This is a genomic window from Nocardiopsis sediminis (genome assembly GCF_042650565.1).
Classification (GTDB): Bacteria; Actinomycetota; Actinomycetes; order Streptosporangiales; family Streptosporangiaceae; genus Nocardiopsis_B; species Nocardiopsis_B sediminis.
Genome location: NZ_JBHSBH010000004.1, coordinates 767,122 through 780,180 on the forward strand (window position 1 = coordinate 767,122; position 13,059 = coordinate 780,180).

At 73.1% G+C, this 13,059-nt stretch carries 8 protein-coding genes and 1 pseudogene; 8 read left to right on the plus strand and 1 reads right to left on the minus strand.

Annotation, left to right across the window (positions count from 1 at the left end; translation table 11 throughout):
* Positions 1–111: 111 nt before the first annotated feature.
* From aspS to ACFOVU_RS07530, 3 genes are all read left to right on the plus strand, one after another.
* Positions 112–1,854: an aspartate--tRNA ligase gene (gene aspS / locus ACFOVU_RS07520; protein ID WP_378531123.1), complete on the plus strand. Its 1,743-nt coding sequence runs from the start codon at positions 112–114 to the stop codon at positions 1,852–1,854.
* An 856-nt stretch (positions 1,855–2,710) separates the two neighbouring features.
* Positions 2,711–4,726, plus strand: a complete 2,016-nt coding sequence (locus tag ACFOVU_RS07525; RefSeq protein WP_378531125.1) for a SpoIIE family protein phosphatase — start codon at positions 2,711–2,713, stop codon at positions 4,724–4,726.
* A gap of 114 nt (positions 4,727–4,840) precedes the next feature.
* On the plus strand, positions 4,841–6,160 hold the full coding sequence (locus ACFOVU_RS07530; protein ID WP_378531127.1) for a replication-associated recombination protein A: 1,320 nt from the start codon (positions 4,841–4,843) through the stop codon (positions 6,158–6,160).
* A gap of 30 nt (positions 6,161–6,190) precedes the next feature.
* Here the strand turns inward: ACFOVU_RS07530 and ACFOVU_RS07535 are convergent, their stop codons facing one another.
* The gene (locus tag ACFOVU_RS07535) at positions 6,191–7,777 is read right to left on the minus strand and encodes a serine/threonine-protein kinase (protein WP_378531129.1); all 1,587 of its coding nucleotides are present in this window, start codon (positions 7,775–7,777) and stop codon (positions 6,191–6,193) included.
* A 435-nt stretch (positions 7,778–8,212) separates the two neighbouring features.
* Here ACFOVU_RS07535 and ACFOVU_RS07540 point away from each other — a divergent pair, with 435 nt between their 5' ends.
* The 5 genes and pseudogenes from ACFOVU_RS07540 to ACFOVU_RS07560 form a co-directional block, all read left to right on the plus strand.
* Positions 8,213–8,605, plus strand: a complete 393-nt coding sequence (locus ACFOVU_RS07540; RefSeq protein ID WP_378531131.1) for a DUF948 domain-containing protein — start codon at positions 8,213–8,215, stop codon at positions 8,603–8,605.
* Complete coding sequence (locus tag ACFOVU_RS07545; RefSeq protein WP_378531133.1) at positions 8,602–8,919, plus strand: hypothetical protein; 318 nt, start codon at positions 8,602–8,604, stop codon at positions 8,917–8,919. Before ACFOVU_RS07540 ends, ACFOVU_RS07545 begins: the two co-directional genes overlap by 4 nt.
* A complete protein-coding gene (gene alaS, locus ACFOVU_RS07550; RefSeq protein ID WP_378531135.1) occupies positions 8,919–11,591 on the plus strand; it encodes an alanine--tRNA ligase in 2,673 nt (890 codons plus the stop codon). Before ACFOVU_RS07545 ends, alaS begins: the two co-directional genes overlap by 1 nt.
* Positions 11,592–11,672: 81 nt before the next feature.
* A complete protein-coding gene (ruvX, locus tag ACFOVU_RS07555) occupies positions 11,673–12,155 on the plus strand; it encodes a Holliday junction resolvase RuvX (protein WP_378531137.1) in 483 nt (160 codons plus the stop codon).
* A pseudogene (locus tag ACFOVU_RS07560) lies at positions 12,152–13,059 on the plus strand (hypothetical protein); the annotation flags it as partial. The gene ruvX and the pseudogene ACFOVU_RS07560, both read left to right, overlap by 4 nt.

Genomic DNA, 13,059 nt, shown 5'->3' on the forward strand with positions numbered 1-13,059 from the left:
CGCCCTCCTTCGCCCGCCGAGATAGCGGCACCGGCCCCCGGGAGCGGGGTCCGGACCTGCGCGCACGTCAGGCAAGATGAGTAGCTACAGAAACGTTGAAGGAGAACCCCGTTGATCCGCACGCATGACGCCGGCGCGCTCCGCGCCGAGCATGCCGACGAGACCGTCGTCCTCGCAGGTTGGGTCGGCCGCCGCCGCGACCACGGCGGCGTCGTCTTCCTCGACCTGCGCGAAGCCTCCGGTGTGGTCCAGGTCGTCGTCCGCGAGGACGAGCTCGCCCACGACCTGCGTGCCGAGTACTGCATCAAGGTCACCGGCACGGTCCGCGTCCGCCCCGAGGGCAACGCCAACCCGGAGATCCCCACCGGCGACATCGAGGTCGTCGCGGACCACATCGAGGTCCTGAGCGAGTCCGCGCCGCTGCCGTTCCCGCTCGACGGCTCGCAGGACATCTCCGAGGAGGCGCGGCTGCGCTACCGCTACCTCGACATCCGCCGGCCCGAGCGCGGCGCGGCGCTGCGGGCGCGCTCCGAGGCGAGCTACATCGTGCACGACGTCATGCGCCGGCACGACTTCGTCAACATCGAGACCCCCTACCTCACCCGCTCCACACCCGAGGGCGCCCGCGACTTCCTCGTGCCGGTCCGCCTCCAGCCCGGCCACTGGTACGCGCTGCCCCAGTCGCCGCAGCTGTTCAAGCAGCTGCTCATGGTCGGCGGCATGGAGCGCTACTACCAGATCGCCCGCTGCTTCCGCGACGAGGACTTCCGCGCCGACCGGCAGCCGGAGTTCACCCAGATCGACATCGAGATGAGCTTCGTCGACCAGGAGGACGTCATCCGGGTCGGCGAGGAACTGGTCGCCGAGCTGTGGAGCGGGATCCTGGGCCACGAGATCCCGCTGCCGCTGCCGCGGATGCCGTTCCTGGAGGCCATGGACCGCTTCGGCTCCGACAAGCCCGACCTCCGGTTCGGCCTGGAGCTGCGGGAGCTCACCGGCTACTTCTCCGCCACCCCGTTCCGGGTCTTCCAGGCGCCCTACGTGGGCGCGGTGGTCATGCCCGGCGGTGCGTCGCAGACCCGCAAGGAGCTCGACGCCTGGCAGGACTGGGCCAAGGCGCGCGGCGCCAAGGGCCTGGCCTACGTGCTCGTGCAGCAGGACGGCACGCTGGGCGGGCCCGTCGCCAAGAACCTGTCCGAGCAGGAGCGGGCCGGTCTCGTCGAGGCCGTCGGCGCCGCGCCCGGCGACGCCGTGTTCTTCGCCGCCGGCGCCCGCCGCGCGTCGCAGGAGCTGCTGGGGGCTGCCCGGCTGGAGATCGGCACCCGCCAGGGGCTCATCGACGAGTCGCAGTGGTCGTTCCTGTGGATCGTGGACGCCCCCATGTTCGAGGAGGACGGCGAGGGCGGCTGGACCCCGGTGCACCACCCCTTCACCGGGCCCAAGCCCGAATGGGCCGACACCTTCGACAAGGACCCGGGCAACGCCCTGGCCTACGCCTACGACATGGTGTGCAACGGGATGGAGATCGGCGGCGGATCCATCCGTATCCACCGGGTCGACGTCCAGGAGCGGGTCTTCGAGACCCTCGGCATCGGCCGGGCCGAGGCCGAGTCGAAGTTCGGGTTCCTGCTGGACGCGTTCAAGTTCGGCCCGCCGCCGCACGGCGGCATCGCGTTCGGGTGGGACCGGATCGTCGCGCTGCTGACCGGCGGTGACTCCATCCGGGACGTCATCGCCTTCCCGAAGACCGCCTCGGGCGGCGACCCCCTGACCGGGGCGCCCACCCCGATCACCGTCCCCCAGCGCCGCGAGGCGGGCGTGGACGCCGACCCCGAGGCCGGCAAGGCCTCCTGACCGCGGGCACCGGCCGGCGGGTGTGCGGGGGCGGGGCATCGCCGCGTCCCCGCACACCGGCGCCGTTCGGCCGGGGCGGGCCCCGGCCCCCCGGCGGCCGGCCGGCATCGCCGCCCTAGCGCGGCGGGCGCCGACCGAGGGGAAGCGTCCGCCCGGCCCCCTGCGGCCCCGCCGCACCCGTGGTGCCCGGCAGGGCCGGCCGGCGGCGGCCGATGGCGGTCACCGCGCATTCGGCGCGTCGTGCCGCATCGGGCCCTCTGGGGGAAATATCGTTCCTGCGACGCGTTTTGCGAGCGCGGTCGCTGCCGTGGCTACTTTTTCACGGCACCGCACCGCTGGCAGCAGATGGTCTCGTTATCGGGATTGCTGTGGCTACAGAGTCGGCAGGTCCAGTTGCGGTCGATGTGCCGACCCCCGAACCGGCGGACGGCGCGAGCCATTGATTCTCTCATGCACGAATTTTAGGGCGTGCTTTCCGGCGCGGCCATGACAGCGGAAGGGCCTCGGGGCGCATGCGACGTGAGTGAGCGGCGAGGACGGTGTGACATACGCTGAGGGCTGCTTCCGCCTTGTTGCGACGGAATGACGTCATACCGGGCGGCGTTCTCATCGGCGGGGACCGGTGCGGCGTGCCATGACGTGTGGTTTCCTGCTGCATGACCGTTTGTTGTATTGCACGTATGAAATGTCCGGTGGGAACGGGGGTGGAATGGCGGCGGGGGAGGTTGTGAACAAGCCCCCCTTCACCAGCCCGAACAAGGAATCCTGTCGCTAAACTAAGCCGAACCGGATGTTCCAGGGGAGAAGCGCGTGAGCGCGAGCGGACATCCGGGACGACACAGGGATGATCTATTACGTGAACGGCTCAACCGGCTCAACCGATGGCATCGCCGGTTCCTCGGCGGTGCCCGAAGGTCGCCTACGCGACCCCATCGACATGGCGTTCCGCCATGCACCCTCCGCCATGATCGTCGCCGATCGTGAGGGCGCCATCGCGCTGGCCAACCACGCCTTCTCCGAATTCACCGGGCACGCGCCCGACTCCGCCGCCGGCCGTCCCTGGCCCGAGCTGCTGTCGCACGGCGACCCCGCGCGGGCATGGGCCCTGCACCGTTCCGCACTCGAAGGCCGGCCCCGCAGACAGAGCGGGCTCAGCGTGACCGGGGCCGACGGCGCCTCCCGCAGGGTCTCCGTCGAATCGCGCGCACTGCCCGCCGACGGCGACGGTCGCCCCGCCGGTGTGGTCGTGGTCCTCCGCGAACCGATGCGCGACGAAGCGACCCTGCGGGTCGTCACCGAGCTGCGCACCGAGAACTCCGACACCGTCCTGTGGACCCTCGACCTGCGCACCGGCCGCCTCGACGAGCTGTTCGGCCCCTCACCGCTGGGGCGGCTGCTCGCCGGCGACGCCCGCGACCTCGAAGAGTGCCTGGCGCGCGTGCACCGCGACGACATCGCCCGGGTCCGCGACGCCATGGAGGCGTCCCACCAGGGCCGCGACTACGAACAGCGCTTCCGGATGTTCGACCGCAACGGCGACGAGCGCTCGCTGCACGCCCGCGCCCGCTTCATCAACGGCGACCGCCCCCGCCTCATCGGGATCATCGACGACGTCACCGAGCACGTCCAGCTCATCCGGCGGCTGGCCGACCGCCGCCGCATCGAGGCCGCCCAGGGCCGCCAGGTCACCGACCTCGCCGCCAAGCTCGTCTCGGCCACGACGGTCGAGGAGGTCACGGGGCTGCTCACCGAGGAGTTCGTGCCCATCTTCGGCGGTACCACCGCCGGCGTCATGCTCGTCGAGGACGGCAAGCTGCGCAGCTCGCCCGCCGCGGCCGAGGCCTCCGCCACGGTCCCGATGATCGACGGCCGCGACGCCGCCGACACCACCTACCCCATGGGCGCCGTCGTCCAGGACCGGCAGCCGCGGTTCTTCGAGAACCGCGCCGAGATCCTGGAGCGCTTCCCCGCCGTCGCGAGCATCCTGCCCTACACCAGCGCCCAGGCGTGGGCCACGGTCCCGGTGTTCGGCGACCGGCGCGTGGCCCTGGGCGTCTGGCAGGTCGCCTGGGACCAGCCCCACCACGCCACCCCCGACGAACGCGCCCTCATGCTCACCCTCGCCGGCCTGGCCGGGCAGGCGCTGCAACGCGTCCACCGCCAGAAGGCCGAGCTCGAACTCGCCGACGCCATGCAGAAGCGCATGCTGCCGCCGAAGCTCCCCGACTTCGCCGAGCTCGACATCTCCGTGCGCTACCTGCCCGCGCGCGCCGGCTGGCGGGTATGCGGCGACTTCTACGACGTCATCCGGCTGCCCGACCGCCGCGTCGGCCTGGTGGTGGGCGACGTCCAGGGCCACGGCGTCGAAGCGGCGGCGGCCATGGGGCAGATCCGCATCGCCTTCCGCGCCTACGCCACCAACCAGGGAGACCCCGGGGTGGTGCTCGCCGAGACCAACCGGCTGCTCACCGAGACCGGCGAGATCGTCTTCGCCACCTGCGGCTACCTCGTGCTCGACCTCGACACCGGGGAGATGCAGGCGGCCTGGGCCGGCCAGCCGCCCGCCATCATCGCCACCCCCGAGGGCTACGACGTCTGGGAGCCCGAGACCGGCCCGCCCGTCGGCGTCGACGCCGACAGCAAGTACCCGGTGACCACCCGGCGCCTGCGGCCCGGCGACACCCTGCTCATGTGCTCCGACGGCCTGGTCGAGAGCGCCGACGTCGCCATGGACGACGGCCTGGACACGGTCGGCGCCGCCCTGCGCCAGCAGAGCGACGACGTCGAGGGCGCGGCCACCGCACTGGCCGCCCTCGCCCCGGCCGGCCGCAGCGACGACATCGCGATCCTGATCGCCCGCCTGAACAACTGAACACCAACACCCCACCGCACCCGGCGCCCCACACAGCCACCGCCACAGGGGGCGCCGGGCGGGCCACCGCTCCACGCACCCGGCGCAGTGGACGTGAGCGTCTAGGCTGGATGCGTGTCCGAAACACTGTTCGACGATGCGGGCGCCGAAGCCCAGCGGGCCCACGAGCCGCTGGCCGTGCGGATGCGCCCCCGCACGCTCGACGAGGTCGCCGGCCAGCGCCACCTCCTCGGTGACGGCAGCCCGCTGCGCCGCCTCGTCGAGGACGATGCCCCTATGTCCCTGTTCCTGTGGGGGCCGCCGGGTACCGGCAAGACCACCCTGGCGACCGTGGTCAGCCGGGCCACCCACCGCCGGTTCGTCGAGCTGTCCGCCGTCAACGCCGGCGTCAAGGACGTCCGCGCGGTCATCGACGACGCCCGCCGCCAGATGGGCATGCGCGGCACCCGCACGCTGCTGTTCGTGGACGAGGTGCACCGCTTCAACAAGACCCAGCAGGACGCCCTGCTGCCCGCGGTCGAGAACCGGTGGGTCAGCTTCATCGGGGCCACCACCGAGAACCCCTTCTTCTCCGTGGTCTCCCCGTTGCTGTCGCGGTCCCTGCTGCTCACCCTGGAGTCGCTCTCCGACGACGACGTCCGCGCCCTGCTCGACCGGGCGCTCACCGACGAGCGCGGCCTCGCGGGCAGCCACACCCTCGCCGACGACGCCGCCGAGCACCTGGTGCGCCTGGCGGGGGGCGACGCCCGCCGGTCGCTGACCTACCTCGAAGCCGGCGCCCTGGTCGCGGGAGGGCGCGGGGAGATCACCGTCGACGACGTCGAGCGCGCCGTCGACCGGCACGCGGTGCGCTACGACCGCTCCGGCGACCAGCACTACGACGTCATCAGCGCGTTCATCAAGTCGATGCGCGGCAGTGACCCCGACGCCGCGCTGCACTACCTGGCGCGGATGATCGAGGCCGGCGAGGACCCGCGGTTCATCGCGCGCCGGATCGTCGTGCACGCCAGCGAGGACGTCGGCATGGCCGATCCCACCGCCCTCCAGGTGGCGGTCGCCGCCGCCCAGGCGGTGGAGTTGATCGGCCTGCCCGAGGCCCGCATCAACCTGGCGCAGGCCGTGATCCACATCGCCCTGGCGCCCAAGTCCAACGCCGTCGTGTCGGCGATCGACTCCGCGATGTCCGACGTCCGCGCCGGCCGCGGCGGCCCGGTGCCCGCGCACCTGCGCGACGCCCACTACAAGGGGGCCAAGGAGCTCGGCCACGGGCAGGGCTACGCCTACGCCCACGACCACCCCGGCGGCGTCGCGTCCCAGCAGTACGCCCCCGACTCCCTCGACGGCCGCGAGTACTACACGCCCACCACACACGGCGCCGAGCGCCGGTTCGGCGAGGTTCTGGCACGGATCCGCGGCGTCCTGCGGGACCGCTAACGGCTGCGGGACCGCTGACGTGACCGGCGGTTACTGAGGGGGAGCGGGGAACAGCTCGGTGACCCCGACGATCTCTCGGGGTCCCTCACCCGCTGTGTCGGCGAACTCCACCTCGGCGATCACGACGTTGCCCCAACTCAAATAGTCGATGAAATCCTGGCCGCGCACCGGGTAGGTGCCGCGGCCCTCCTCGATGTGGCCCGGCCCGGGGACGCAGAACTGGGCGCACAGCACCTCGGCGTCGGGTGCGATCACCGCCTGCTGCGGGTCGCCCGCTTCGCTCCACTGGGCGCTCCAGGTATCGGGGGTGACGGTGCCCCCGGCGGCCGCCCCGCCGTCCGCGGCGGCCTCGGCGTTCTCGGCCTGCTCGACCGGGGTGAACTCCCACGGGCCGTCGATCGGGTTCTGCTGCTCCGCAGGGACGAACCGGACCACGGCCGTGGAGTCGTCGACCGTGTCGGCGGAGGGTGACGGGGAGGCCGCCGCCTCGTCGCCGCCCGAGCCGCCGTCCAGGGCCGTCAGCACCCCCCAGGCGGCGCCGCCCACGAGGGCCAGGGCGAGCACGCCGCCGCCGGCGGCGAGCAGCGGGAGCCGTGAACGGCCTGCCCCGCCCTTGGCGCCCGCAGCGCCCGTCCCGCCCGTCCGGGGCCGTGTGCCGTTGTCGAGCCGGATGACCTTGGGCAGCCGGGACTGCTCGGCCACCCCCTTCCACTCCCGCGACAGCACCCGCGTGACCGCGGTGCCCTTGACCGCATCGGCGGTCGTGCTGGTGTTCGCCTCCCACGCCGCGATCGCCGACCCCAGGAGTTCGCGGACCGTGGGACGGTCGTCGGGGTCCTTCGCCAGCGCCCGGCGGATCAGCGGCAGCAGCTCCTCGGGGGCCCCGACGAGATCGGGGTCGGCCTGGGAGACACGCCGCGCGAGCACGTGCGGCTCGCCCATGCCGAACGGCAGCCGCCCGGTCGAGGCGAAGGCCATGACCGCGCCCCAGGCGAAGACATCGGCGGCCGGAGTGGGCGGCTCCCCGGTGTGGCGCTCCGGGCTCAGCCAGGCCGCTGCGGAGCGCCGCAGGTGCTCGTCGTCGCCCGGCAGGGCGCAGTCGAGGATCCGCGGCCCGGCCCCGCCCAGCAGCACATTGGCGGGCTTGAGGTCGCCGTGGGCGACGCTCTTCACGTGCAGGGCCGACAGGCCCTCGGCCAGCCCCGCCGCCAGCGCGATCAGCCGGCCCGACCCCAGCGCCCCGTGCCGGCGCGCGAACTGCGCCAGCGGCACGCCGGACACGTACTCCATGGCCAGCCACGGCGGGGCCGACGCGGTGTCGAACGCCACTGGCGGCACGTAGATGCGGCCGTCGACCGCCCCGAGCGCCGTGAGCCGCCGGTTCAGGACCGCCCGGGCGGCCGGGTCCTCCAGCAGGGGCGAGCTGAGGACCTTGACCGCCACCAGGGGGTCACCCTGCGTGGTCGGATTCACCGCGGCGTAGGCGGTCCCGGTGCCACCGGAACCGATCCGGCCGATCACCTGATACGGGCCAACGTGACGAGGATCGTCCGAGGTGGCCGGGATCAGGTTCGGCGGAACCAGAACGGAGATCTCGCGATGGGGGCGTCGGCTCATGGGGGTCCTGTTCGCTGGTCGTACCTGGGGCGGCGCCTACGCCGCGCAATCGTAGCCAAGGGCGACGTCCATGTCCGATTCTCCGCCATCCGTCCCGGTCCGTCGACGTCCCGGGTGTCCTGTCCTGGTCACGCTCGCCTCCTCGCTCCCCTCCTCGCTCCGCTCCACCGGCCCCGCGGAAGGGGCTGCCGGCCGGGGAGGCGCCGCCTCCGCACCCCGCCAGGGACGCGCGGGCGGCACAGCGGGTCGGGGTGCTGCCGGACGCGATAGGGTCGCCTCTGTTCGATATTCGGTTCTTTCCTCATTCCGCAGGGCCCGGTCGGCACCGGGAAGGGCCACCGCAGGCCCCGCCGCGGAACGACGCCCCTGGGCGGCCCCGAAGCCCATGCCCCCGACATCGAACGACCCCAACAGCCGACCGCCAACGGAGCCCGAATGCTGACCGGAGGAGAGGTGGCCGCCCTCATCGCAGCGGTGGTCTGGACGGTGTTGGTCGCGTTCCTGTGCGTGGCCCTCGTCAAGCTCACCCGACTGCTCTCCGAGACCACCAAGGTGGTCGCGGAGCTGGGCGAGCGCACGCGCCCGATGCTCGACGACATGGCGGCCACGGTCGAGCGCACCGGCGCATCGCTCGACCGGGTCGAGGAGATCACCGCCAACCTGGCCACCACCACCGAGGACGTGTCCACGATGACCGCGCTGACCCGGTCGGTCGTCACCGGCCCGCTGGTCAAGGTCGCGTCGTTCTCCTACGGGGTGCGCCGCGTCATGGGCCAGCGCCGCGCCCTGGCGCTGATGCGCGGCCGCCGCCGCAAGGAGCGCCGATGATGGGGCGCATCGTCTATCTAGTCGCAGGTGCGGCGCTCGGCGGGTATGTTGTCCACAGGCTCAACCGCACCACTCGTGCGTGGAGTCCGGCGGGAATCGCCGGCCGCGTCGAGGATCACGTCGCCGGCTACCGCGATGCCCTCCGCGAGTTCAACGACGACGTCCACGACGCCATGGACCGGCGGGAAGCCGAACTCCTCCGCCGCTACGGCGGTGAGCCGCGCCGCCCCGGTGGTGGCCACGCGCTCCCCGCCGGCTCGGCAACCGAACCCCTTGGCGCCCAAGGCGCCCACGACGTGAAGGACGGCCGCTGATGGAGACGGCAGAGATCGCCCGCCGGTTCCTGACATTCTTCGAGCAGAACGACCACACGGTGGTGCCATCGGCAAGCCTCGTCGCCGACGACCCCACTCTGCTGTTCGTCCCCGCCGGGATGGTGCCGTTCAAGCCGTACTTCCTGGGCCAGCGGACCCCGCCCTTCGACCGCGCCACCAGCGTGCAGAAGTGCATCCGCACCATCGACATCGAGGAGGTCGGCAAGACCTCCCGGCACGCCACCTTCTTCCAGATGCTCGGCAACTTCTCCTTCGGCGACTACTTCAAGGAGCAGGCCATCCCGCTGGCCTGGAAGCTGCTGACCTCCCCCGTGGCCGAGGGCGGCTTCGGCATCGACCCCGAGAAGCTGTGGGTCACCGTCTACCTCGACGACGACGAAGCCGCCGGCATCTGGCGCGACACCGTGGGCGTGCCCCCCGAGCGCATCCAGCGCAGGGGCGTCGAGGACAACTACTGGTCCATGGGCGTGCCCGGCCCCTGCGGCCCCTGCTCGGAGATCTTCTACGACCGCGGCCCCGAGCACGGAGTCGAGGGCGGCCCGATCGCCGACGAGGACCGCTACGTCGAGGTGTGGAACCTCGTCTTCATGCAGTACGAGCGGGGCGAGGGCGGCGTCAAGAAGGACTACCCCATCCTCGGTGACCTGCCCAAGCAGAACATCGACACCGGCCTGGGCCTGGAGCGCCTCGCCTCGCTCCTCCAGGGCGTCGACAACATCTACGAGACCGACACCCTCGGCCGCATCCTCCAGGACGCCGCGCAGCGCACCGGCACCCGCTACGGCGCCGCCGAGCGCTCCGACGTCATGCTCCGGGTCGTCGCCGACCACGTGCGCAGCGCGGTCATGCTCGTCTCCGACGGCGTCCGCCCCGGCAACGAGAAGGGCGGCTACGTCCTGCGCCGCATCCTGCGGCGCTCTATCCGCAACCTCCGGCTGCTCTCCGGGAGCGACACCGCGCACCTGCACGGCCTCACCGAGACCGCCATCAGCGCGATGGAGGGCATCTACCCCGAGCTGCGCACCGATTCCGAGCGCATCCACGAGGTCATCGACACCGAGGAGAAGAACTTCTCCGACACCCTGCGATCGGGCACCGCGCTGTTCAACCGCGCGGCCGAGCGCACCAAGGCCACCGGGTCCGGGCTGATCTCCGGCGCCGACGCCTTCCAGCTCCACGACACCTACGGCTTCCCCATCGACCTCACCCTGGAGATGGCGGGGGAGCAGGGGCTCGACGTCGACGAAGCCGAGTTCCGCACGCTCATGCAGAGCCAGCGCGACACCGCCAAGGCCGACGCCAAGGCCAAGAAGCTCGGCAACGCCGACATCAGCGTCTACGCCCGGCTGCTCGAGGGCTCCGGCCCCACCGAGTTCCTCGGCTACACCGACCACGAGGGCGAAGCCCGCGTGCTCGGCATCATCGCCGCGGGCGCGTCGGCCCCCGCCGCGCGCGAGGGCGAGACCGTCGAGATCGTCCTCGACCGCACCCCGTTCTACGGCGAGAGCGGCGGCCAGCTCGCCGACAAGGGCACTCTCACCGTCGAGGGCCGCGGCTCGGTCCGCATCGACGACGTGCAGAAGCCCCTGCCCGGCCTGTTCGTCCACCGCGGCACCGTCGCCTCCGGCGAGATCGTCGTCGACGACACCGTGCACGCCGCCATCGACGGCGACCGCCGCGCCGCCGTCTCCCGCGCCCACTCGGCCACCCACCTCATCCACTCGGCGCTGCGCAACGCGCTCGGCCCCTCCACCGGCCAGGCCGGGTCGGAGAACGGCCCCGGGCGGCTGCGGTTCGACTTCACCGCCGCCACCGCGCTGACCACCGGTGAACTCGCCGAGGTCGAAGAGGAGGTCAACACCGTCCTCGCCGGCGACATCGAGGTGCGCGACTTCCAGACCACGCTCGACGAGGCCCTGTCCATGGGCGCGCTGGCGATGTTCGGCGAGAAGTACGGCGACCGGGTGCGCGTCGTGGAGATGAGCGACTACTCCCGCGAGCTGTGCGGCGGCACCCACGTCGGCGCCACCGCCCAGCTGGGCATCGTCAAGCTGCTCGGCGAGTCCTCGGTGGGCTCGGGCGTGCGCCGGGTCGAGGCCGCCGTCGGCATCGACGCCTTCCGCCGCCTGTCCAAGGAGTCGCTGCTCGTCGGCCAGCTCTCCGAACAGCTCAAGACGCCCCGCGAAGAGCTGCCCCAGCGCATCGACTCCATGGTGTCGCGCCTGCGCACCGCCGAGAAGGAGATCGAGAAGCTGCGCGCCGCCCAGGTGCTCCAGGCCGCGGCCGGGCTCGCCAGGGACGCCGCCGAGATCGGCGGCGCGCTCGTGGTGTCCCACCGCGCCCCCGACGGCACCACCGGCGACGACCTCCGCCGCCTCGCCCTCGACGTGCGCGGCCGCCTCGGCGAGGACCGCCCCGCCGTCGTCGCGGTCACCGGGGTGCCCAAGGACCGCCCCGTCGTGGTCATCGCGGTCAACAAGGCCGGGCAGGGCAAGGGGCTCAAGGCCGGTGAACTCGTCGGCATCGCCGCCCGTGCACTGGGTGGGGGCGGCGGTGGCAAACCCGACGTGGCTCAGGGCGGCGGTACCGACACCACCGCCGTCGACGCCGCTCTGCGCGCGGTGGAGCAGCGTGTCGCGGCCACGCCGTGACCGAGCGACCGGAGAGAAAGGACCCCTCCACGTGACCTCTCACCTCCCCCATTCCGTGCCCCCGGTGGGGGAGTCCAGCCGTTGAGGCACGGAGTACGACTCGCGGTCGACCCCGGCGACGCCCGGATCGGGGTCGCCGCGAGTGATCCCAGCGGCATCCTGGCCACCCCGGTGGAGACGGTGCGGCGTGGGGACGGCGACCTGGACCGGATCGCGCACCTGGTGCTGGAGCACGAGGCGCGCGAGGTCATCGTCGGCTACCCCGCTTCCCTGTCCGGTGAAGAGGGACCCGCCGCGCGCGGGGCCCGCGCCTTCGCCACCGCACTGGCCCGTGCCCTCGCCCCCATCCCCGTCCGGCTGGTCGACGAGCGGCTGACCACCGTCACCGCCCAAAGCCAGCTCAGGTCCGGCGCCGCCTTCGGAAAGCGCGGAGCACGCGGCGGAAAGGCGCGCCGGTCGGTCATCGACCAGGCCGCCGCGACCGTCCTGTTGCAGAACGCGCTCGACACCGAACGCCGCACCGGCCTGCCCCCGGGGGAAGCCGTCGGAGAGAACCCCTCATGAGCGACAACGATCCCTATGACGATCGGCGCGGCCGCCGGCGCCGGGAGCGCGAACGCGGCCCCGACCCCCTGAGCGACCCGTGGCCGCGCACGACCCGCGCCGATCCGTCCGCCCCCGACCCGTGGACCGCGACCGCCGACCCCGCCCCCGTGACCGGCGGGTGGGAACAGCCCCGTCCCAGAGCCGAGGACGTCTGGCGGGCCGAACGCGCCCGAGCGGGCACGGCCCGCAGCGAGGCCCCCTCCGCCGAACGACCCGCACCCCATCCCCTCGACCCCGACCCCGACCGCCCCCGCGGACGCCGCCACCGCGCGGACGAACCCGCAGCTCCCGGCCGCGGATCCGCTACCGTTACCGGAACCGACCCCTTCGCCGCCGCAGGCGCCCCCGACCGTGGCCGGGGACGCCGCGGAACCGGACCGATCGAGACCGGCCCCGACGACCTCGACGAACGGCCCCACGAACCGGGCCGGCGCCGCCGTGCCGCCGAAACCGCGACCGGGCCGGCCCCCTCCGACGACGCCGCCCCCCGCGGGCGCCGCCACCGCCGCGCCGAGCGCGACGCCGCCGAGGCCGCCCCCTGGGCCGAGCGAGACGACGACCCGGACGCGGACTTCGAACCCGTGCAGCCGCGGGTGCTCGACTTCGACTCCGTCCCCGTGCGCCGCAAGCGCTCCCAGGACCGCGACGACGACCCCGCTCCGCGCCGGCGCCGACGCCGGCCCGACCCCGAGGAGGGGCCCGACACCCCCTCAGGGGGGATCGGGGACCTCGACCCCGACGACGCACCGGAGCCCCCGCGCAGCAGGCGCCGCCGGGCCGCGGCCGAGCCCGACGACGCGGACATCGCGGACCGCCCCACCGACGACCACCGGCGCGGGAGACGCCGCCGCGCCGCCGACGA

What these genes read in the sequence shown, in the direction of transcription:
- ACFOVU_RS07535 (WP_378531129.1), bottom strand. Translation starts at nt 7,777, where the DNA reads ATGAGCCGACGCCCCCATCGCGAGATCTCCGTTCTGGTTCCGCCGAAC.
- ACFOVU_RS07540 (WP_378531131.1), top strand. Translation starts at nt 8,213, where the DNA reads ATGCTGACCGGAGGAGAGGTGGCCGCCCTCATCGCAGCGGTGGTCTGG.
- ACFOVU_RS07545 (WP_378531133.1), top strand. Translation starts at nt 8,602, where the DNA reads ATGATGGGGCGCATCGTCTATCTAGTCGCAGGTGCGGCGCTCGGCGGG.
- alaS (WP_378531135.1), top strand. Translation starts at nt 8,919, where the DNA reads ATGGAGACGGCAGAGATCGCCCGCCGGTTCCTGACATTCTTCGAGCAG.